This is a genomic window from Haliea sp. (assembly GCF_040221975.1).
In the GTDB taxonomy this organism is placed as follows: domain Bacteria; phylum Pseudomonadota; class Gammaproteobacteria; order Pseudomonadales; family Halieaceae; genus Haliea.
The window spans coordinates 328,003-349,242 of the sequence record NZ_JAVJWR010000036.1 but is presented as its reverse complement, the minus strand read 5'-3'; the positions used below and the strand labels follow the sequence as shown (position 1 = coordinate 349,242).

General features: G+C 61.7%; 16 protein-coding genes and 3 pseudogenes. 9 read left to right on the top strand and 10 right to left on the bottom strand.

Annotated elements, in window-relative coordinates; genetic code table 11:
* Positions 1–492: 492 nt before the first annotated feature.
* Positions 493–1,647 (bottom strand): methionine adenosyltransferase, encoded by a 1,155-nt coding sequence (gene metK, locus RLO07_RS19785; protein WP_462293871.1) that lies wholly within the window; start codon positions 1,645–1,647, stop codon positions 493–495.
* A complete protein-coding gene (locus RLO07_RS19780) occupies positions 1,644–2,666 on the bottom strand; it encodes an ArsR/SmtB family transcription factor (RefSeq protein WP_462293870.1) in 1,023 nt (340 codons plus the stop codon). Before RLO07_RS19780 ends, metK begins: the two co-directional genes overlap by 4 nt.
* Before the next feature lie 184 nt (positions 2,667–2,850).
* Between RLO07_RS19780 and tkt the strand changes: the two genes are divergently transcribed.
* From tkt to RLO07_RS19755, 5 genes are read left to right on the top strand one after another with little or no spacing between them, the layout of a single operon-like run.
* Positions 2,851–4,854: a transketolase gene (gene tkt, locus RLO07_RS19775; protein WP_462293869.1), complete on the top strand. Its 2,004-nt coding sequence runs from the start codon at positions 2,851–2,853 to the stop codon at positions 4,852–4,854.
* 4 nt (positions 4,855–4,858) lie between these two features.
* Complete coding sequence (locus tag RLO07_RS19770) at positions 4,859–5,869, top strand: glyceraldehyde 3-phosphate dehydrogenase NAD-binding domain-containing protein (RefSeq protein ID WP_462293868.1); 1,011 nt, start codon at positions 4,859–4,861, stop codon at positions 5,867–5,869.
* Between the two features lie 36 nt (positions 5,870–5,905).
* Positions 5,906–7,057 carry a phosphoglycerate kinase gene (locus RLO07_RS19765; protein WP_462293932.1) on the top strand — a complete coding sequence of 384 codons (1,152 nt, stop codon included), beginning with the start codon at positions 5,906–5,908 and terminating at the stop codon, positions 7,055–7,057.
* A gap of 39 nt (positions 7,058–7,096) precedes the next feature.
* Positions 7,097–8,161, top strand: coding sequence for a class II fructose-bisphosphate aldolase (gene fba / locus RLO07_RS19760; protein WP_462293867.1), 1,065 nt, complete (start codon positions 7,097–7,099; stop codon positions 8,159–8,161).
* 13 nt (positions 8,162–8,174) lie between these two features.
* A complete protein-coding gene (locus tag RLO07_RS19755; protein WP_462293866.1) occupies positions 8,175–9,110 on the top strand; it encodes an alpha/beta hydrolase in 936 nt (311 codons plus the stop codon).
* A gap of 249 nt (positions 9,111–9,359) precedes the next feature.
* Here RLO07_RS19755 and RLO07_RS19750 read toward each other — a convergent pair.
* Together RLO07_RS19750 and RLO07_RS19745 are read right to left on the bottom strand one after the other, a co-directional pair.
* A pseudogene (locus RLO07_RS19750) lies at positions 9,360–9,873 on the bottom strand (IS3 family transposase); the annotation flags it as partial.
* A 71-nt stretch (positions 9,874–9,944) separates the two neighbouring features.
* Positions 9,945–10,055: pseudogene (locus RLO07_RS19745) on the bottom strand (IS6 family transposase); the annotation flags it as partial.
* Between the two features lie 187 nt (positions 10,056–10,242).
* Between RLO07_RS19745 and RLO07_RS19740 the strand changes: the two are divergent.
* On the top strand, positions 10,243–12,432 hold the full coding sequence (locus RLO07_RS19740; RefSeq protein WP_462293865.1) for a patatin-like phospholipase family protein: 2,190 nt from the start codon (positions 10,243–10,245) through the stop codon (positions 12,430–12,432).
* A gap of 111 nt (positions 12,433–12,543) precedes the next feature.
* Here the strand turns inward: RLO07_RS19740 and RLO07_RS19735 are convergent.
* From RLO07_RS19735 to RLO07_RS19725, 3 genes and pseudogenes are all read right to left on the bottom strand, one after another.
* Positions 12,544–12,752 (bottom strand): annotated as a pseudogene (locus RLO07_RS19735) (IS6 family transposase); the annotation flags it as partial.
* A gap of 78 nt (positions 12,753–12,830) precedes the next feature.
* The gene (locus RLO07_RS19730; RefSeq protein ID WP_462293864.1) at positions 12,831–13,079 is read right to left on the bottom strand and encodes a hypothetical protein; all 249 of its coding nucleotides are present in this window, start codon (positions 13,077–13,079) and stop codon (positions 12,831–12,833) included.
* Positions 13,080–13,673: 594 nt separating this feature from the next.
* Complete coding sequence (locus RLO07_RS19725) at positions 13,674–14,270, bottom strand: YhgN family NAAT transporter (RefSeq protein WP_462293863.1); 597 nt, start codon at positions 14,268–14,270, stop codon at positions 13,674–13,676.
* 133 nt (positions 14,271–14,403) lie between these two features.
* On the opposite strand from RLO07_RS19725, the gene RLO07_RS19720 reads away from it, so the two are divergent.
* The 3 genes from RLO07_RS19720 to RLO07_RS19710 all read left to right on the top strand — a co-directional run bounded on the left by RLO07_RS19720 (position 14,404) and on the right by RLO07_RS19710 (position 17,813).
* The gene (locus RLO07_RS19720) at positions 14,404–15,543 is read left to right on the top strand and encodes a tetratricopeptide repeat protein (protein ID WP_462293862.1); all 1,140 of its coding nucleotides are present in this window, start codon (positions 14,404–14,406) and stop codon (positions 15,541–15,543) included.
* 150 nt (positions 15,544–15,693) lie between these two features.
* Complete coding sequence (locus RLO07_RS19715; protein ID WP_462293861.1) at positions 15,694–16,848, top strand: aspartyl/asparaginyl beta-hydroxylase domain-containing protein; 1,155 nt, start codon at positions 15,694–15,696, stop codon at positions 16,846–16,848.
* Complete coding sequence (locus RLO07_RS19710; protein ID WP_462293860.1) at positions 16,845–17,813, top strand: class I SAM-dependent methyltransferase; 969 nt, start codon at positions 16,845–16,847, stop codon at positions 17,811–17,813. Before RLO07_RS19715 ends, RLO07_RS19710 begins: the two co-directional genes overlap by 4 nt.
* Positions 17,814–17,851: 38 nt before the next feature.
* On the opposite strand, the gene RLO07_RS19705 is transcribed toward RLO07_RS19710, so the two are convergent.
* From RLO07_RS19705 to RLO07_RS19695, 3 genes are all read right to left on the bottom strand, one after another.
* Complete coding sequence (locus RLO07_RS19705) at positions 17,852–18,142, bottom strand: hypothetical protein (RefSeq protein ID WP_462293859.1); 291 nt, start codon at positions 18,140–18,142, stop codon at positions 17,852–17,854.
* A 160-nt stretch (positions 18,143–18,302) separates the two neighbouring features.
* Positions 18,303–18,950, bottom strand: coding sequence for a hypothetical protein (locus tag RLO07_RS19700; RefSeq protein WP_462293858.1), 648 nt, complete (start codon positions 18,948–18,950; stop codon positions 18,303–18,305).
* Complete coding sequence (locus tag RLO07_RS19695; protein ID WP_462293857.1) at positions 18,871–21,153, bottom strand: TonB-dependent receptor plug domain-containing protein; 2,283 nt, start codon at positions 21,151–21,153, stop codon at positions 18,871–18,873. Before RLO07_RS19695 ends, RLO07_RS19700 begins: the two co-directional genes overlap by 80 nt.
* Between the last annotated feature and the right edge of the window lie 87 nt (positions 21,154–21,240).

The following is a 21,240-nucleotide window of genomic DNA, read 5'->3' as shown; positions in this document are numbered from 1 at the left end:
CTCTGGCGCCTGCTCCGGGCCCCGCCCCGACGCGCGTCCTGCGCGGCGGGGCTTTCCGGCACATCCCTGTGCCTCCAGGCCCTGCGCCGACTCCTCCGCTCGGCGCCCTTTACGGTCGCCCCAACCGGCCGGCAAGCGGGGCCTTCGTTGGCACCAGCTCCTCGGCCTGGTCGCCGGGACGCCGGGACGCTGCGCTGCCGGCGGGTCGCGGAGTGCCGCGCTGCTTCTGACCGTCTGGCGGGCGGCGGGGGACGCTTCGCTGCCCGCCGTCGTGGCACAGAGGCATGTAACGCTGCCTGCCCGGTGGTTGACCCAAAGTTTGGCGCGGCACCCAAGTCAGGCTCGGTGTGGTGTTGGGGGATTTCGGGACTGTAGGAAACATGGATGTTTCCTCCAAGCCCCCATGGATGGGTTCACGGCGTGTCCCGAAATCCCCCAACACCATGCCGAGCCGATGCTACGGAGTACCACAGCCCACCAAACCAGCCCGCGTCACATCGCTGCCCGCAATACCTCCGCCTTGTCCGTCTTCTCCCAGGTAAAATCGGGATCTTCGCGCCCGAAATGCCCGTACGCCGCAGTTTTACGGTAGATGGGCCGCTTCAGATCCAGCATCTCGACGATACCCTTGGGCCGCAGGTCAAAATGCTCCCGCACCAGCTTGACGATAGTGGCATCGGACAGCTTGCCGGTGCCGAAGGTGTTGATCGAGATCGAGGTGGGCTCGGCGACGCCGATGGCGTAGGAGACCTGGATCTCGCAGCGGTCGGCGAGACCGGCGGCGACAATGTTCTTGGCCACGTAGCGGCCGGCGTAGGCGGCGGAGCGGTCGACCTTGGACGGGTCCTTGCCGGAGAAGGCGCCGCCGCCGTGGCGGGCCATGCCGCCGTAGGTGTCGACGATGATCTTGCGTCCGGTGAGGCCGCAGTCGCCCACGGGGCCGCCGATGATGAACTGGCCGGTGGGGTTGATATGGTAGCGGGTGTCCGGTCCCAGCCAGGCTTCGGGCAGGACTTCCTTGATGATCAGGTCCATCACTGCCAGGTGGATATCGGCCTGGCTGATGTTTTCATCGTGCTGGGTGGAAAGCACGACCGCATCGACCCCGACCGGTACGCCATGTTCGTAGCGCAGGGTGACCTGGCTCTTGGCGTCGGGCCGCAGCCAGGGCAGGGTGCCGTGCTTGCGCAGCTCGGCCTGCCGCTCGACCAGGCGGTGGGCGTAGTAGATGGGCGCGGGCATCAGGGTGTCGGTTTCATTGGTGGCGTAGCCGAACATGAGGCCCTGGTCGCCGGCGCCCTGTTCCTTTTCGGCACTTTCGTCCACACCCCGGGCAATATCGGGGCTCTGCTTGCCAATGGCGTTGAGCACGGCGCAGGAGGCGCCATCGAAGCCTACTCTGGAGCTGTTGTAGCCTATGTCCAGCACCACATTGCGCACTACGTCCTCAAGATCGACGTAGGTGTTGGTGGTCACCTCGCCGGCGATCACGACCATGCCGGTTTTTACCAGGGTCTCCACGGCGACGCGGGCATCCCGGTCATCTTTCAGGATCTGGTCCAGGATGGCATCGGAAATCTGGTCGGCCATTTTGTCCGGGTGCCCCTCGGAGACCGATTCAGAAGTGAAAATGGCGTACTCGCTCATACCGCGTTCCTTGTTGCTGTATTTGGGTGGCCGAAAAGGCGCACCTGGATTTGAAAACCGTTGCGCTGTGCCAGGTAAACGCTGGCAATGTCTGCGAGGCCCGCTTCGTGCGCCCAGCCGGCAAGCTCTTCCGGGGCGAAGCCCAGCCAGAGGTCGCCGCAGTTCTCCCGCGCCCAGGCCTGATCGTGCCGGCACAGGTCGGTGACCAGCACGACGCCGCCCGGCGCCAGGCAACCGGCCACATCGCGCAGGATCTGCTGCGGGCTGGGGGTGTGATGCAGGACCATGTTGATCACTACGCAGTCGGCCTGCAACCCGCTGAGGCTGGCGTGGCGGGTATCGCCGTGGACGAATTCGATATTGCCCAGCCCTGCCGAGTTGGCGGTCGCCCTGGCGCGTTCCAGCATCGATGCAGCATTGTCCAGGGCCACGACCCGCCGGAACCGGGGACTGAGTTCAGCGAGAAAGCTGCCATCGCCGGGGCCGACTTCGAGGACGGTGTCCAGGCGCGCCAGGGGGGCATCGTGCAGGATCTGGGCCACGGTGTCGGCATACTGTTCGTAGCTGGCAATGAGGTCCTGCTGCTGGCGGAACTTGTGGGCATTGTCGCGGAAAAAGTGCCGCGAGTTTGCCTCCCGCTGTGCCTGCACTTCGGCCAGGTGCCGTGCCAGATTCCCGGACAGGGGCAGCTCATCCAGGGTGTCTAGGATCTGTTGCTGCACCGCATCCAGGCCCGGCTGCTGCCCCAGCTCGCTGCGCCGGTAAAAAATGGAGTTGCCCTCCCGGCGGGTGGCGACCAGTCCGGCCCCGGCGAGCACTTTCAGGTGATGGCTGAGCGCGGGCTGGCGCATGTCGAGCAGGGTGCACAGTTCCGAGACCCCGAACGAGTCCTTGCGCAGCACCCGCAGGATCTGCAGGCGCAGAGGGTCCGCGCTGGCCTTGCACAGGCTTGCGAGCGCATCAATGCGCGAGTCCAGGCAGTCCCCGGCTGCGGGTTGTGGGCTGGTGGCAGCTAACATGGGGCGGAAGTCTAGCAGGCCTTGCCATCTATATCAAAATATTTTGATATAGATGGCAAGGCCGTCGGCCGGGCTTCGGCAGATGGTAAATGTTTGGTGATTTGTTTGCCGTTAGCGCCTGCTTACGCGAAAATGGCGCCCCTTTTTCCAAAGTCCTCGAACGTCTACCGCCATGGAGTTGCCGATGCCAGCCCGTAATGATCTTGCCAATGCGATCCGCGCCCTCAGTATGGATGCCGTGCAGCGGGCCAACAGCGGTCACCCCGGTGCCCCCATGGGCATGGCCGATATCGCCGAAGTACTGTGGAACGATTTCCTGCAGCACAACCCGGCCAACCCGCACTGGGCCAATCGCGACCGCTTCGTGCTCTCCAATGGTCACGGCTCCATGTTGATCTACTCGCTGCTGCACCTGAGCGGCTACGGCCTGCCGATGCAGGAACTGCAGAATTTTCGCCAGTTGCACAGCCTGACTGCCGGTCATCCGGAATACGGTTACGCGCCCGGCGTCGAGACCACCACCGGCCCGCTGGGCCAGGGTCTGGCCAACGCCGTCGGCATGGCGCTGGCGGAGCGGGTGCTGGCAGCCCAGTTCAATCGCCCGGGTCACGAGGTCATTGACCACTACACCTACGTTTTCGCCGGCGACGGTTGCCTGATGGAAGGGATTTCCCACGAGGTCAGTTCGCTGGCGGGCACCCTGGGCCTGGGCAAGTTGATTGCGTTCTACGACGACAACGGCATATCCATTGATGGCGAGGTGGAGGGCTGGTTCACCGATGATACCCCCGCCCGCTTCCGCGCCTATGGCTGGCAGGTCATTTCCAGCGTGGATGGTCACGATCCGGTTGAAATCCGCCAGGCGATCGAGACCGCCCGGGCCGAGGGCAGCAAGCCGACCCTGATTTGCTGCAAAACCATCATCGGCAAGGGGGCTCCGAACAAGCAGGGCTCCGAGTCCTGTCACGGTGCGCCTCTCGGCGCCGAGGAGATTGCCGCTGCCCGCGAGGCCCTGGGCTGGCAGCACGCGCCCTTCGAGATCCCGGAAGACATCTACGGCGGCTGGGATGCGCGTCCTGCCGGTGCCACCCGCGAGCAACAATGGGAAGATGCGATGGCGGCCTATGCCAGCGCCCATCCGGGCCTGGCCGCCGAGCTGCGGCGTCGCCTGGCCGGTGATCTGCCGGAGGATTTTTCGGCGCAGGCCCAGGCCTGGGTGGAACAGTGCCAGGCCGACGGCCAGACCATTGCCTCCCGCAAGGCCTCCCAGAACTGCCTCAATGCCCTCGGGCCCCTGCTGCCGGAACTGCTGGGCGGCTCCGCTGACCTGGCCGGTTCCAACCTGACCCTGTGGGACGACGCCAGGGGAGTCAGCGCTGCCGACGCCAACGGCAATTACGTTTACTACGGCGTACGTGAGTTCGGCATGACCGCCATCATGAACGGTATCGCCCTGCACGGTGGCTTCGTGCCCTACGGCGCGACCTTCCTGATCTTCATGGAGTACGCGCGCAACGCCGTGCGCATGGCGGCGCTGATGAAATTGCGCTCTATCCTGGTCTACACCCACGATTCCATTGGTCTGGGTGAAGATGGCCCCACCCACCAGCCGGTGGAGCAGCTGACCTCCCTGCGCACGACGCCCAACCTGCATACCTGGCGCCCCTGTGACACGGTGGAATCCGCGGTGTCCTGGAAAGCGGCCCTGGAGCGCAGCAAGGGCCCGACCGCGCTGGTATTCTCGCGCCAGAACCTCGCCCACCAGCCCCGGGAGCCGGAGCAGGTGGTCGCGATCGCCCGCGGCGCCTACACCCTGGTGGACTGTAACCAGCATCCGGAGCTGATATTCATTGCCACCGGCTCGGAAGTGCAGCTGGCGGTGGACGCCGCGGCAAGCCTGGCCGCTGCGGGGCGGCAGGTGCGGGTGGTCTCCATGCCCTGTGCCGAGCTGTTCATGGAGCAGGATGCAGAATACCGTGAACAGGTCCTGCCCAGTGACGTGCTGGCCCGGGTCGCGGTGGAAGCCGGGCACACCGATTTCTGGTACAAGTTTGTCGGCCTCGACGGCCGGGTGGTGGGCATGACGACCTTCGGCGAGTCCGCGCCCGCGGCGGACCTGATGTCGCACTTCGGCTTCACCGTCGACAATGTAGTGGCGGTGGCTGAAGAGATCCTGCTCGAGGAATAGGGCCGTGCTGCGCCTCGCCATCAACGGTTATGGCCGCATCGGGCGCAGTATCCTGCGCGCCCTGTACGAGGGCCCATTGCGGGACCGGCTGCAGATTGTCGCCATCAACGAATTGGCCGACGCCCGTACGGTCCTGCACCTGACCCGCTATGACAGCACCCACGGGCGCTTCGGCCTGCCGCTGGAGGGGGATGTCGGGGAACTGCGGGTGGCAGCTGACCGCATTGTCCTGCTGAGCCAGCCCGAGGTAGCAAAGCTGCCCTGGGCCGACCTCGGCGTCGATATGGTGCTGGAGTGCACCGGCGCCTTCAGCGACCGCGCCACTGCCGAGCTGCACCTGCGCGGCGGCGCCAGCAAAGTGCTGTTCTCGCAGCCGGCCCAGGGCGACGTGGATGCCACGGTGGTCTACGGCATCAACCACGACACCCTGCGCGCAGAGCACCAGATCGTCTCGGCCGCTTCCTGCACCACCAATGGCATCGTGCCGGTGATTCACGCCCTGGACGCATCTCTCGGTATCATCAGCGGCACCATTACCACCATTCACTCGGCCATGAACGACCAGCCGGTGCTCGACGCCTATCACCACACGGATTTGCGCAAGACCCGGGCCGCCGCACAGTCCATCATCCCGGTGGATACTGCCCTGGCCAAGGGCATCGAGCGCATCCTGCCGGCCCTCCGAGGCCGCTTTACCGCGCAGGCCCTGCGGGTCCCGACCCTGAACGTCTCCGCCATGGACCTCACCGTCCAGGTTAGCCAGCCCACCAGCGAGCAGGCGGTGAACCGCATCCTGCGCCAGGCCTCTGTGGCCGGCTATCACGGTGTACTTGGCTTTACCATCGAACCACTGGCATCCTGTGACTTCAACCACGACCCGCGCTCAAGTATCGTCGATGCCAGTCAGACCCGGGTCAGTGGCGAGCAGCTGGTCAAAGTGCTCACCTGGTTTGACAATGAATGGGCCTATGCCAACCGCATGCTGGACGTGGCTGCCTGGTGGGGCAGTCTGTAGGCTGGACAACAGCGCAGGAGAGCACCGATGATATTGATGAACGATCTGGACCTCGCCGGCAAGCGGGTATTGATCCGCGAGGACCTCAACGTGCCGCTGCAGGATGGCGTGGTGAGCAGCGACGCGCGCATTCGCGCCGCCCTGCCGACCATCCGCCAGGCAGTCGCGGCGGGCGCCAGGGTGCTGCTGATGTCGCATCTGGGGCGGCCGGAGGAGGGCGTGTTTGCGGAGGAATTTTCCCTGGCGCCGGTCGCCACGCATCTGGCGGAGCTGCTGGGCCAGCCGGTGACCCTGCTGGCCGAATGGCGAGAGGGCGTCGACCTCGCCGATGGTGAGGTCGCGCTGCTGGAAAACGTGCGCTTCAACCCGGGCGAGAAAAAGGACGACGAGACCCTCGCCCGGGCCTATGCGGCGCTCTGCGATATTTTTGTCATGGATGCCTTCGGCACCGCCCACCGGGCCCAGGCGTCTACCCACGGGGTGGCCCGCTTTGCGCCCATCGCCTGTGCCGGTCCGCTGCTGGCTGCGGAACTCACCGCGCTGGAAAAGGCCCTGGCGCAGCCGGCGCGGCCGCTGGTGGCGATTGTCGGCGGCTCCAAGGTCTCCACCAAGCTGACCGTGCTGGAGACCCTGGCGGACAAGGTCGACCAGCTGGTGGTCGGCGGCGGCATCGCCAACACCTTCCTGGCTGCCAGCGGCAAGCCGGTGGGCAAGTCCCTGTGTGAGCACGACCTGATTCCGGCGGCCACGGCACTGATGGCCAAAACCAGTATTCCCGTACCCGTGGATGTGGTCACCGGCAAGGAGGTGTCCGCCAGCGCCGTGGCGGAAACCAAGCCTGCGGACGCGGTAGCCGAGGACGACATGATCCTGGATATCGGCCCCCAGGCCGCCGCCGCCATTGCCGAAGTGCTCGCCACCGCCGGCACCATTCTCTGGAACGGCCCGGTCGGTGTGTTCGAATTCGACCAGTTCGGTGGCGGTACCGAGGCCCTGGCCCGGGCGATTGCCGACAGTCCCGCCTTCTCGCTGGCAGGTGGTGGCGACACCCTGGCGGCGATCGACAAGTACGGTATTGCCGACAGGGTGTCCTATATCTCGACCGGCGGCGGCGCCTTCCTGGAATATGTGGAAGGCAAGACCCTGCCCGCGGTCGCCATTCTCCAACAACGCGGAGAGGATGCCTGAGGGCAGCGCCTCCGCCAGCAACCCATCGAGGATTTTTCCATGGCTCTTATCAGTATGCGTCAGTTGCTGGACCACGCCGCCGAACACGGCTACGGCGTGCCCGCCTTTAACGTCAACAACCTGGAACAGACCCGGGCCATCATGGAGGCGGCCGATGCCACCAATTCCCCGGTGATCATGCAGGCCAGTGCCGGCGCCCGCAAATACGCCGGTGCACCCTTCCTGCGCTACCTGATCCAGGCTGCGATCGAGGAGTTCCCGCACATTCCGGTAGTCATGCACCAGGATCACGGGGTCTCGCCGGCGGTGTGTCAGCGCTCCATCCAGCTGGGCTTCAGCTCGGTGATGATGGACGGCTCCCTGGGTGTGGACGGCAAGACGCCCATGGATTACGACTACAACGTCGGCGTTACCCGCCAGGTGGTGGAAATGGCGCATGCCTGTGGCGTTTCAGTTGAAGGCGAACTGGGTTGCCTGGGTTCCCTGGAAACCGGGCAGGCCGGTGAGGAAGACGGTGTCGGCGCGGCGGGCACCCTCAGCCACGACCAACTGCTGACCGATCCGGAAGAGGCCGCTGCCTTTGTCAAGGCCACCGGGGTCGATGCCCTGGCCATTGCCTGCGGCACCAGTCACGGCGCGTACAAGTTCAGTCGTCCGCCGACCGGCGATATCCTCGCCATCGACCGGATCAAGGAGATCAATACCCGCATTCCCGACACGCACCTGGTGATGCACGGGTCTTCGTCCGTGCCCCAAGAGTGGCTCGCCATCATCAACGAGTTCGGTGGTGACATACCGGAAACCTACGGGGTCCCGGTAGAGCAGATCCAGGAAGGTATCCGCCACGGGGTGCGCAAGATCAACATCGACACCGACCTGCGGCTGGCATCCACCGGCGCGGTGCGCCGTTTTCTGGCCCAGCACCCGGCCGAGTTTGATCCGCGCAAGTTCCTTACCGCGACCACGGTGGCGATGAGGGACATCTGCATTGCCCGTTACGAGGCCTTTGGCACTGCCGGCAACGCAGACAAGATCAAGGTTCGCTCGCTGATTGCCATGCAGGAAGCCTACGACGCCGGCGAGCTGGATCCGAAGGTCAACTAGCGCCCCGGTTTGCGTGGCGCACCCCGACCGCCAAAGCCTCGAAGCCCTGCGCGGCGCACTGCCGCCACTCCGCGAGGACCGCCCGGTAGCGGGGCTGGCAGAGTACCTCGAGTTCTACGCCATCGACTTCGCCCGACAACAGCCGGGCGTGAGCCATGAGGTGGGTTCCATCAGCAGCGGTGACTACCGGCTCGCCGTGCACTGCTGGCAGCAGGCGGACGCTCGCCACAACCTGCTGCTGGTACACGGCTACCTGGACCATGTCGGCCTCTACCGGCACCTCATCGGCCACGCCCTGGCGCGGGGCTGCAACGTGGTTGCCTTCGACCTGCCGGGTCACGGCCTGTCCACCGGAACTCCAGTCGCCATTGGCGATTTCCGCGTGTACGGCGACGCCATTCGCGATGTACTCGCTGCCGTGGAATTGCCGCGCCTGCCCTGGCAGGCCATGGCGCAGAGCACCGGCGGCAGCGCCCTGGTCGAGTTTGCCCGCCACCATCCCCCCTGGCCTTTCAGCGGCACCGTGCTGCTCGCCCCCCTGCTGCGGCCCGCCGGCTGGTGGAAAGTGCGCACCGCCCACGCCCTGGTGCACCGGTTTGCCGACACCGTACCACGGGGTTTTGCCGACAATTCTTCCGATCGCGACTTCCTCGCGTTCGTTCGCAACGACCCGCTGCAGTCCCATCGCATCCATGTCAGCTGGGTCGGTGCCCTGCGCCGCTGGCTGGCTGAGCTGCCGCTGCAGGCTCTCGGCGTGGGTCCGGCACTGCTGGTCCAGGGCGACGCCGACACCACGGTGGACTGGCGCTACAACCTGCCGCGCTATGGCAAGCTGTTTCCGGGGCTGCGGATTGAGCTGGTTCACGGGGCAGGACACCAGCTGGCCAATGAGTCGCAGGCGTTGCGGGAACGATACCTTAAGGTTGTGGATCGATATCTGGGTTGGTGACCGGACTGGGTGGACGGGATTTCTAAATCCGGCTCCGGTACCCCTGGGGGCCTTCATGGACACGCCGTGAATACCTCCCTGTAGGCTTGGATGCCTGGGCGGCCCCGAACATCCATGTTTCATACAGTCCATGAAGGCCCCCAGGGGTACCGGAGCCTGGCCTTTGGTGCTGAGTCGACGCTCTCTTATTCTTTCCAATTTTGGCTTGCTGGATTCTTCCGGGTCTTCAGCTTTCCAGCCAAACAGTCCCAGCTCCTCCCTATCCGCCGCTGCTGGTGGGGCTTTTCGCGTTTCATTGATGCTGGAGCCTCTCGGCCAAGTAACTGGTTCTTCCAGTTGTACAACGTCACTCGGTCAACGTCCAGCTTGTCCGCAACCTCCTGTGCACTGCCTGTGCGTGTACACAACTCGTAAACTGCGACACGCTTGGAGGACAATGAAACAGTTGGTCTGCCCGCCTTACCAACGACGTATTTCCTGGCTTCCGGATATCGCTCGCGGACCCATGCGGTAAGTTTTCGTCGACGGGGTAGCCCAATGCCTTCAGGGTGAAGGCCAAGCAGCGCCCATGATTTGCCCATTGCTCAACCGCCGCGTTCTTTTGCTCGTCCGAGTACTTCGGCTTTGAGCGAGCGTACCCTGCCTGCAGATCACCACGCCTTTCGAATTCGTCATGCCACGTCTTCAAAGCATTCTTGGTCGGGTAACCCAACTGATGAATCGTCGCCTTGCAACGCTTTCCAAGCGTCAAATACAGCTTCACCGCCCGAAGCCGCTCTTCGTATGAGTACGTGGACTACCTCCAAAGTAGTCCAAGATTTTGTCCGCATCCCCTTCGGCTGGTAAGTCTACAAAATCCCCATGGCTTAGGTTGAAGCGATAGTATAGCCAGACGGGATAGGAAATGATGTCGGGCGGGAATCGGTCGCGCTTATAGGTAGCCATGGGCCAATTTTGGCAATTTCCGGCAGCTACGTTGGCGACACTTTTAAACCGACTTATACTGGCGTTTTTTGACAACATCCGACCCTGTGTGAACTGACATTCTTTACTAAATTCAGCCACACAAGCTCGTGGGGACGTTACGATGTGGTACTCATCTCGTGTTTGCTTTCGAGCGATGTGTTGTCTATTGCTTATTATCTTTTCTGGTCAGAGTCATTCAAAAGAGGTGCAGGTACTAACTGACCAATCGGTGCGGCCAAAAATTGGATTGGTGCTTTCTGGAGGCGGTGCGCGCGGCGCCGCACATGTTGGTGTTTTGAAGGTATTGGAAGAGCATCGCATACCGATTGATGCCATAGCTGGCACCAGTTTCGGCGCGATCGTAGGTGGGCTATCAGCCGCCGGCTATACGGCTGATCAGCTTGAGCACATTCTAGAAAGCATTGACTGGCAGGTATCTTTGTCGGGTAGCGCGCCCAGAGATGAGCGATCATTCAAGCGCAAACAAGATGACGACGGGTTACTGATCAAATTTAAGGTTGGCATTGAGGATGGAAGATTCAAGTTGCCCCGTGGTCTGATTACGGCCAATAACTTGCGACTGACATTGCAGGATCTGATTGTTGAGGTCACTGATGTTGGAGATTTTGATGAACTGAAGATTCCATTCCGGGCTGTTGCCACAGATCTAGAGACAGGTGAAGAGGTGGTGCTGGACCATGGAAACCTTGCTTCCGCCATTGTTGCGAGCATGGCTGTTCCTGCCTTGTTTCCTCCTGCAGAATTTGAGGGTCGACTCTTGGTCGATGGCGGAGTCTCAAATAATGTGCCTGTTGACGTTGTCCGATCAATGGGTGTTGATCTCGTTATTGTGGTCGATATCAGTACGCCTTTGATTAACAGAGATGATATTGGCTCGTTCAAAACAGTCTTTGACCAGCTAATAACGATTATGACTAACCGGAACTCAGCTGCACAGTTGGCGACTCTCTCGTACCGGGACATCCTGATACGTCCTATATTGGATGATATCGATTTTGTCGATTTCGAAAACGCACGTGAGATTATTCCGCGAGGAATCGAAGCAGCAACGGCAGCACTTCCCAGGCTGGCCGACTTAGGCCTGTCGCAGCAAGCCTGGGTCGCATATATGGAATCACGGCGTGAGGTAAAACGTGAGCAGCCGCAAATCGATTTCATTCAAATCGTCAACAACTCAAGGATTTCTGACGATGTGATTAGAGCGCACCTGAGTTTGCAGGTCGATCAACCGCTCGATGAATTGAAGCTATCGGAGGAGCTATCTGAAATTTACGGTATGGAAATATTTGAAGAGGTCAGTTATGAACTGGTCGAGCGCGACAATGAGACAGGTGTTGAGATTGTTGCGAAGCGAAATCAAATTGGTCATCAGTTCCTTCGTTTTGGCCTGGCACTCAAGGATGACTTCGATGGCGAGAGCGATTTTCAAATATCTACTGCTTTTACCAACCTAGCGATCAATAGTTTAGGGGGTGAGATTGACACGAGAGTTTCCATCGGCGATGAGTTCAGTCTGTTTGCCGAGTATTACCAACCTGTCGACTACACTAACCAATACTACCTATTTTTCAATGGTTTTAGGGGCAAGTTCAATCGCAATATTGTTGAAAGTAATGGCAAGATCGCAGCCCAGACGAGGATTTCCCAAACCACAGTGCATGCGGGACTTGGCACAAATTTTGGCAATTGGGGCACCCTTCGGTTTGGAGCTCTGCGGTCCAAGGGCAATGTAGACGTTCGAATCGGATTTCCCACCGATGAGAGCACCCCTTTCGATGACACGGCGTTCACTGCTTTATTTGCAGTTGACAGCCTTGATGAAGCGAGATTCCCGCACAGCGGTACGGGATTTGCTGCCAGCTATACCAATAGTCAATCGTCGCAGAATGGAAATAGCCTGGTTGATGCGTTTACGTTGAACGGTTATCAGCCTTTCAGCTGGGGGCGAAACACTTTGGGTCTTGTCTACCAATATGTAACAACCATGAACAGCGGGCCCGAAGAATTGAATCTCTTCGAGTTGGGCGGTTTCCCCAGAATGGCCGCCTATGCCCCCGGGCAATTGACAGGAAATTATGGCGGAACTGCGGGTCTTATGTACTATCGTAGGATCGGCGGGCTCCGCCTGCTTACACAGACTCCTATCTACTTTGGCGGTCTCATAGAGGCTGGAAACTTGTGGAATAAGGAGTCTGACATGAGTCTCAGCGGTTTGCATAACAGCTCAAGTCTTTTCTTCGGCGCTGACAGTTTCCTGGGTCCAGTTTATCTGGGCTTTGCGATTGGTGATGACAACCAGACCGCTGCATTTCTATACGTTGGGCAGTTGTTCTGACTCAACAGGCGGATTTATGGTGTCGGCTAGTTAACCTTGCCAGACCTGCGGAAGCCCCCAAGGTTCTGGCAAGTTAAAATCATCCAGACAGCAGAAATCTACCACCCAGTCTCAAGCCACTGCCATGCTCCACTGGCTGAACGGACTAGCCCTGAGATTTCGATAGTACTCAGCCCCGATCAAGTGCCTTCCCAGGTTGAATAGATTCTGGGCTGCAGCGCATGCGCGGTTACGAATGGCTGAGTCTGCCTCGTGGACTTGAATCGTCGCATCCCCCGTTCTCTCACCTTGGTCGCCTCATGCAATTGCTCGACCCGATTCATAGCGACAATATTCGCTGCTGTGAGCGCTTAACGTATCTCAGCCACCAAACCTTGCGATGACGCCTACTAACGCTTCTACTCACTGTTAGTGGCGATCCAGCTTGAGTTCATCCCACATCCAGCCGAATCATAGGCCAGTCCCGGTGACCGTTCGTTGGAATTCTCCAGCTGCTTGAGCCAGCAAACGACCTCGTCCTGCAGCGCCGGGTCAGCCGCACATTGGCGCGGGCTGAGGCCATTGAGCATAGGAATGGGTTCATCCAGGGTTTTGCGGTAGTGGCTGGTCAATTGAGCCGACAGTACCTTCTGTACTTCTAGTGGCATCTCTGACGGGGGCTCCAGTGACTCACTGTGTTCGTCCATGAATGGCATGTTGGCATGGACGGTCAGGGGCGGTCCAACACGGTCACCGAGCAGGGAGGCCAACAGGCACGGCCTTGGTCGGCCCGTGCGACGGAATTACATCCCAGCTCCACATAATCGTCGCTCAAAGTTACAGAGAAGGTCGTAGTTCGCGTACCCTTGTATTTACCCAATGTTCATTACCTAAAGCGCTTACAAAATCCCCATGGAATTACTGTGAGTACTGGTGACGCTATCTATGACGATCAAATGATGCACGCGAGCGAGCTAGTAATGAGTGCCGACGCTGCTCTTTACCAAGCGAAGCGATCGGGGGAGAAATAAGTGTGACTGCCGACTCTACGGTGATGGTATCCAACGGCCGCTGCTGGCCGCTTTGAGACGTTAGCAGTCTCAAATCTGGGCCAATAAAAAGCCCGCCGATGTGGGCATCGTGCTGCGTTATCACGATCACGGTAGGACGACCATGGCGCTCGACGCCCCACCCGGAACTGGCCGCCGGCTCAGAGCTCCGGCACCACGAACCACGAACCACGAACCACGAACCGCGGGCAGTTACACCGCCGCCAGGCTGAGAAACTTCTGCACCCCGTCAAAGAACATCTGCACCGAGATAATCACCAGGATCATTCCCATCAGCCGTTCCATGGCGATCAACCCGCGGGCGCCGAGGGCGCGCAGCAGCAGGGGCGAGGCCATCAGCAGGGCAGCGCAGACCCCCCAGGCGCCGACCACGGCGAAGGTCCAGTCCAGCATCCGCTCCGGGTCCTTGTGCACCAGCAGCATGGTGATCGCCAGCGCCGAGGGACCCGCGACCATGGGGATGGCGAGCGGCACAATGAAAGGTTCCCCGTCGGGGGTGTCGCCCATCACACCCTGGGGATTGGGGAAGATCATGCGCAGGGCGATCAGGAACAGGATGATGGCACCGGCAATGCTGATGGACTCCTGGCGCAGGTTGAGCACGTTGAGCATGGCCGAGCCGGCGTACAGGAACAGCAGCAGCACCAGCAGGGCGATGACCAGTTCCCGGAAAATCACCCACTGGCGACGCTTCGCCTCCACATCCTTCAGAACGGCGAGAAACACCGGGATGTTGCCCAGCGGATCCATGACGAACAGCAGGGTAACGAAGGCGGAAACTGTATCCATGGGCGCTCCTAGTGAAACCGGCCCATTGTAACCCGGGGAACATCGGTGCGCTAAGCGTTGCCGGGGGGTCTTTTGTGCGCAAAGTGCTATGCTGGGAACAGGACAGGTTGCGATCGTGATGGTGAGGCCTGGCATGAACGGGAAGAGATGGACTTACGCGCTGGCAGTCGCTGCCCTCGCGCTGGCAGTGGGTGCCTGTGCCGCCCAGCCGCCGGGGGTGCAGGCTCCGGCAATCAGCCATGCCGAGCTGCTCAGGGGTGACCGGCTCGGCATCAGTCGCGACGCAGCCCCGCCGCCGGTGTCGCTGACGGCGGTGAATGAGGACATGCGCGCGTTTCTCCGGCAGCATGTGCCCGCGGGGCTGGGGCCCACGCGCACCATCGAATTGATCCTGCAGGCGCTGCTGCAGGACGGGCTGCAGCTGCGTTACGACAACTTCAGGACCTTCACCGCGGAAGAGGCCTTCTATCAGCGGGAAGGCAACTGCATGTCGTTCACCAACCTGTTTGTGGCCCTTGCCAGGGAGGCGGGTGTCAACGCCCGCTACCAGGAGGTGGAGATTCCGCCCTCCTGGACCGCGGACGGCGATACCTGGCGCTACAACCTGCATATCAACGCCCTGGTCAAGCTGCCGGTGGGCGAGCAGGTGGTCGACTTCAATCTTGAGGACTACGATCGCGACTACAAGCGTCGGCTGTTGAGCGATGAGGACGCCCTGGCGCGCTACCACAACAACATGGGTGTGCATTGGATGGAGCAGGGTGACCACGAGCGGGCGTTTTTGCATCTGCGGTCCGCCCTCGTCCTGCGTCCTCGCACTGCCCACGTGTGGACCAATCTCGGTACGCTGTACCGGCGCCAGGGGGATCTCGAGGCTGCGGAGGCCGGCTATCTGCGGGCCATAGCCCTCGCAGACGACGCCGCGGCCAACAGCAATCTGGCACGGCTCTATGCGCAGCTGGGAGAGCAGGAGTTGAGCGCCTGGTACCGCGATCGGGTACAGCTGTTCCGCCGCCGCAACCCCTATTATTTGTTCCACCTGGCGGAGGAGGCCTATGCCAGGGCGGATTACGGGTCCGCGCGCAATTTCCTGCTGACGGCGATTCGCAAGGAGCCGGGGGAGCACGAGTTTTACCGTCTGCTCGGTTTAACCTACCTGCGGCAGGGCAATCTCCCAGCTGCGGAGTCGCAGTTTGAGTTGGCGGCTCGCCACGCCGATGTGGAGCACCAGGCGCGCTACCGCAACAAGCTGGATCTGCTGGCGACCCGCTGAGCGGCTTCCCGCGGGCCCATGCCACCCTGATTCTGGTATCATTGGCGGCCTCCGGTGACTGTCTTTCCAGGTGGATAATGAGATGCCGCATCAGCGACTGTTTCCTGTTTCTGTAGTCCTTCCCCGCGGTCTGCCGCGGGTACGCTGTTCATGAGCAACGCGATGACTCCCGGTTTGCAGGAGGCTTTGGCGGCGCTTCGTGCCGGCAGGGCCGCGGAGGCCGAACAGCGCCTGCAGCGGCTGGTTGCGAGCGGCCCCGCGGCAGCCACTACCTGGCTTGCACTCGCCTTTGCCCGGGTGAATCTGGAACGGCCGGAGGATGCCCTGGCGGCGGTCGACCAGGCACTGGCGCTGGAGCCGCGCAATATCCGCGCCCTGCTGTTCAAGGCGGATCATCTGGATCGCATGGGGCAGCACCGGGTTGCACTCGGCTTCTATCAGGCGACACTGCGGGTCGCCGCTGGCATGTCCCAGGTGCCGGCGGATGTCGCCCGCGGCATGGAGCGGGCGCAGGACGTTTGTGATCGCTGGGCGGCGCGCTACGAGGACTATCTGCTGGAAAATCTGGAGGCTGCCGGCTTCACCCGCCGCGAGCAACCGCGGTTTGCAGAATCCCTGGATATCGCCTGCGGCAAGGTGCCGGTGCAGTTGCAGCAGCCAACCCGCTACTACTTCCCCGCACTGCCGCAGCGGGCCTTTTACGAGCGCAGCGAGTTTTCCTGGGCGGCCGGGCTGGAGGCGCATACCGATGCGATCCGTGAAGAACTGCTGGGCCTGATGTCGGAGCCTGAACAGTTTGAACCCTACCTTGAGTCTGACTCCAACCGGCCCCGCCTGAACAGCAGTCGCAACTTTGACAGTATGGACTGGAGTGCCAGCTACCTCTGGCGCGAGGGCGCCCTGGTGGAGGAGGTCGCCAGTCGCTGCCCCCGCACCCTGGCGGCACTGGCCGCGGTGCCCCTGTGCATTATTCCCGGGCAAATGCCGTCGGTGCTGTTTTCCAGCCTCGCGCCGGGGGCGCGTATTGAGCCCCATCACGGTGCGGTCAACAGCCGCCTGATCTGTCATCTGCCGCTGCTGGTGCCGCAGAACTGCGGCGAACTTCGTGTCGGCAACGACAGCAGGCCATGGCGTGAGGGCGAACTGCTGGTATTTGATGACAGCGTTGAACACGAGGCCTGGAACCGGAGTAATGAGACGCGGGTAGTACTGCTGTTTGATATCTGGCGCCCGGAGCTGACCGCCGACGAGCGGCACTGGGTGTCAACCATGCTGCAGGCGGTGAAGGCATTCCAGTCATCGTGAGTAGTCCGGATTCGCAATCGGTATCTGCCGGGTTCTGGGATACCTACTGGCGCGGTACCCACGAGAATGCGGCCCACAGGGAAGGTGGGCCCCAGGAACCGGTCTTGAGCGGCTTCTGGACCGATTTCTTCCGCCGCGAGTTGGCGCTGCGCCCAGAGCCGGCGGTACTGGATCTTGCTTGCGGCAATGGCGCTGTCACTGGCCACGCCCGAAGCGTGGCACCCGGACTGCAGGTATACTGCAGCGACTACTCCCTCAGCGCGCTGCTGGAGCTTGAGCGTCGCCACCCGGGCTGCACCTGCCTGGTAGCGGATGCCGCGCGCCTGCCCCTGGCCGCTGCGAGTTTCGACCTGGTGGTCAGTCAATTCGGGCTTGAGTACGCCGGTGAGGCTGCGCTTGGGGAAGCAGCTGGGTTACTTGCACCGGGTGGGGTCCTGGCGCTGCTGATTCATGTCCATGAGGGCGGGATCTACCGCGAGTGCGAACTCAATCGGGATGTCCTGCGCGAGCTGCAGGCACTGGAGGTACTGCCATTGGCACAGGCGGCATTTGCAGCCGGTTTCGCCCTGAACCGGGGAGAGTGTACTCCCGAGACCTTCAAGCAGGCGGAGCGGGCGTTCACGCCCGCGGTCAGGGGGCTGGAACAGCTACTGCGTGATCGCGGCCCCGCTGCAGCCGGTGGCCTGCCGCAGCGTCTGTATCAGGACATCGCCCACATGTACCGCCGCATGTCGGCCTACGAACCCGCTGACATCCTGCAGTGGCTGGCGGGAATGCAGGGGGAGTTGCAGGCCTACACCGGCCGCATGCAATCCATGCTTGATGCCGCCTGGCGCGAAGACCGGCTGGATGCCGCTACCGGGAAGCTGCTTGCGCGGGGCTTCAGGTTGCTGCAACGGGACCAGTTGACGGTGCCGGGACACGCCCTGCCGGCGGCCTGGAGATTGGTACTGACCAGAGCGTAAGCGATGGTCTCATCCCCTCCCGTTGCGGCACCGCGGTACTAGCCGCCCGACGGGCCCGCACTCTGGGCGCTGTTGCGCTGGATATCGTTGATCGCGTCGCGGCTGTCATCCGACTCCCGCTGCCACACTTCGTCTTTCTTGCAGACCTTGGTCCCCAGCCGGGTGCCGGTCTTGATCACGGTCTTGCAGGTCACCCCTTCATCGCTGGCAACCTGTTGCGCGGTGTTTCCGGCATTTCCAGCGGTTGTATCTGAGCCCGTGGTACCGGCGCAGCCCGCCAACAGGGCAAAAACTGCGCCTGCGCCGATTGCAAAAATTGAATGTCTCATACATTACTCCTTGCTTTGTATTCAATGTCCTCCGCCTTGGGGCAAAGGTCAAAGTCGATTGTGGTGGCCTGTCCTGTTGATAAAAAAAAACCCGGCACGGGTGCCGGGTTATGCTTGAATCCCAGGGCGCAGCCCGCATGGCGGGCTGGCTGAGCCGGGATTAGAAGCTGACGCTGACCCCGACGAACATGTAGCGACCGAGTGCATCGTACATGCCGGGGAACGTGTTGCCGTTACCGTTGATGGACGGTCCAGCAGCGTTACCGGCGATCGGCGGCTCTTTGTCAAACACGTTGTTCACGCCCAGACGAATTGAGGCGCCGTCCATGACGTCCCAGGAACCAGCGATGTCAAAGTAGTTGATCGAAGGCAGGTTCAGGTTGCCGTTCAGATCAGTGACTTTGCTGATGTGGCGCCAGTAGCCGCTCACGGTGACGTCCCAGGGGGTCATCCAGGTGGCGCGCAGGTTGTTGCGGAAGTCAGGCGTGGGATAGCCACACTCGCCGCCCCAGTTGCCTTTGCAGTCCACAACCGGTGCACCTTCGAGCTCCTGCTGGTCCCAGGTGTCGATGATGGACATGGTGTTGTTGAACGCCAGGGTACCCATGTCACCAATGCTTACGTCGTAGTCAGCAATGATGTCCCAGCCCTTGACTTCCTCAATGGCGAGGTTGTCGAGCAGGGCAGATACCCGGCCGCTGACGTTGACATCGGAACCGATCCACAGGTCACCCAGGGGGGCCGCGGCGTATTTTCTCGCACTGAGAGTCGTTGCCGTCCAGGCACTGGTTGAGAGTGAATTCTGCACCCAGGTTGTCGATGCCTTTCTCGATTTCGATGGTGTAGTAGTCGACGCTCAGAACCAGGCCCTCAACAAATGCCGGCGACCAGATAAAGCCCACTGAGTAGGTATCGGATTCTTCCGGCTGCAGATCGGTGTTGCCGCCCTCGAGTTGATTGTACTGACCCGCGAAGGAGTTGAGGATGTTGCCGTACTGTGCGGCGGTGACACCGGTACGGGCACAATCTTCAAAGCTGCGCTCCGGGGTTGGACCGCCACAGGGGTCCGCATCCATGTCGAACAGGTTCAGGCCCTGGGGCCGGAACAGCTCGCGGAGGTTGGCTGCACGCACGGCACGCTGGAAGCTGGCGCGCAGCTTCACGTCCTGGTTGATGGCCCAGCCGCCGCGGATACCGTAGGTGTCGGTGGTCACGTCGGTGGAGTAGTCAGAGTAGCGGTAGCCGAGGTCCAGGGTGACTTCCTCGGCAAAGGCAGCGCCTTCAACCAGCGGAATGCTGGCTTCCATGAAGTATTCAGTGACATCGTAGGCACCGTCAACAGCAACGGTAGCGCCACCTTGACCAGCACCCAGGCCCAGCCGGAAGCCTTCATCCGGGTTGAAGTTCAGCTCTTCCTTGCGGTACTCGGTACCGATGACCACTTCCACGCCGTTGTTGGCGGAAGGCAGTTTGATGCCGTAGTCGCCCAGGCTACCCGCAACGAACGCGTTGAACACTTTCTGCGTGGTGGTGCCGCGTGCGAACAGGGGCAGCGCCAGGTAGTCGGCTGCTTCAGGGGTAACACCGCCGGTTTCCCAGATGTTCCAGGGCACACAGTTCGGGTCAGTACCGTCAACCACCGACTGGCAGGTGATGTTGCCATCGTCATCCACCACGGCATTCAATGCCTTGAGGATTTTCGCGTTGGACAGGTCGTTGTTGTAGGTGTTTTCCATGCTCACTTCGGAGTACAGGCCAGACACGTCATAACGCCAGGTGTCGTTGATGTCGCCGCGGAAGCCGAGCACACCGCGGAAGGAGGTGTGGCGCAGATCCTGGTTCCGAGGGCCGCCCTCGACGTTCCGGCGACCGATTACGACGGTCTGGGTGTCAGTTGCGCCCAGGCCGTAGTCGCCACAGATGGCGCCGACCTGCTGGTCAGACAAAAGCGGGTTGTCACAGGCGATGGGAACGCTGAGGAAGAAGGCGCCGGAGGGCGCGATCTGCGCGTTGCTCTGGTTGTCCATGAACATCAGTTCGGTGTAGGTTTCGACGTGCTCGTTGATCTGGAAGCGACCAAAGGCACCGGCGGTGTAGCGCTCATCGGGGCGCTGGTAGTAGTTCAGCGGGCCGTAGTTGTACACCTCGGTGGGCTCGACCAGCTGGTTGCCGGAAACCCGGTAGACACCCTCGCTGCCGTCGCCGGGAATGAAGGTACCCGCCGCGCTGGTGCCGGAACCGAAGCAGCCGTCACCGGGGTTGTTCAGGGCGCAGGCGCTGTAGTCACGCGCGCTCTGCAGGACGGCATCGATCTCACGGTAGGTGGCATAGGCGGTGACATTACCGCGGCCGTTGTCGAAGTTGCCACCCATCACCAGCGACCAGTTCTGGATGTCGCCGTCGGTTTTGCTGCCATCGGGGAAGGAGAATCCGGAGTCAGCAACGATGTCCTGCAGGCGGCCGTTATCGTTGTCGTGCTGGTACTGGCTGAACTGGTAGTCGAACTGGACGCCTTCGAAATCGTCCACCATGATGAAGTTGACCACGCCGGCCACCGCATCCGAGCCGTAGGTAGCGGAGGCGCCACCGGTCAACACTTCAACGCGCTGGATCAGCGAGGCGGGGATCTGGTTGATGTCGGCACCGATGCCGCCCTGCAGCGGTGAGCCCGCGGGCAGGCGACGGCCGTTGACCAGCACCAGGGTGCGCTCGTCGCCGAGGTTGCGCAGGTTCAGGGTCGCGGTGCCGGTGGCGCCGTTGGAGGTCGACGAGTTCTGGTTGGAGTAAACCTGGGGCAGGTTCTTCATCAGGTCTTCTACGCGGGTGGTGCCCTGGAACCTGAAGTCCTCCGCATCGACCTGGGTGACCGGGCTGGCGGAGACCAGGTTGGCTCTCTGGATCCGGGAACCGGTTACCACCACTTCCTCAATCAGCAGCTGCTCATCCTGGGCGGTGGCGACTTGCGGCAGAACTGCCGCTGCGCCCATGCCCAGAGCAGCCGAAACTGCCATGGTCAGACGATTTTTCCTCAACATATCAATACCCCTGTACGCTATGTAGTTGCTTTTCCTGTGGCTTGTGCCACTGGAGACGCACAT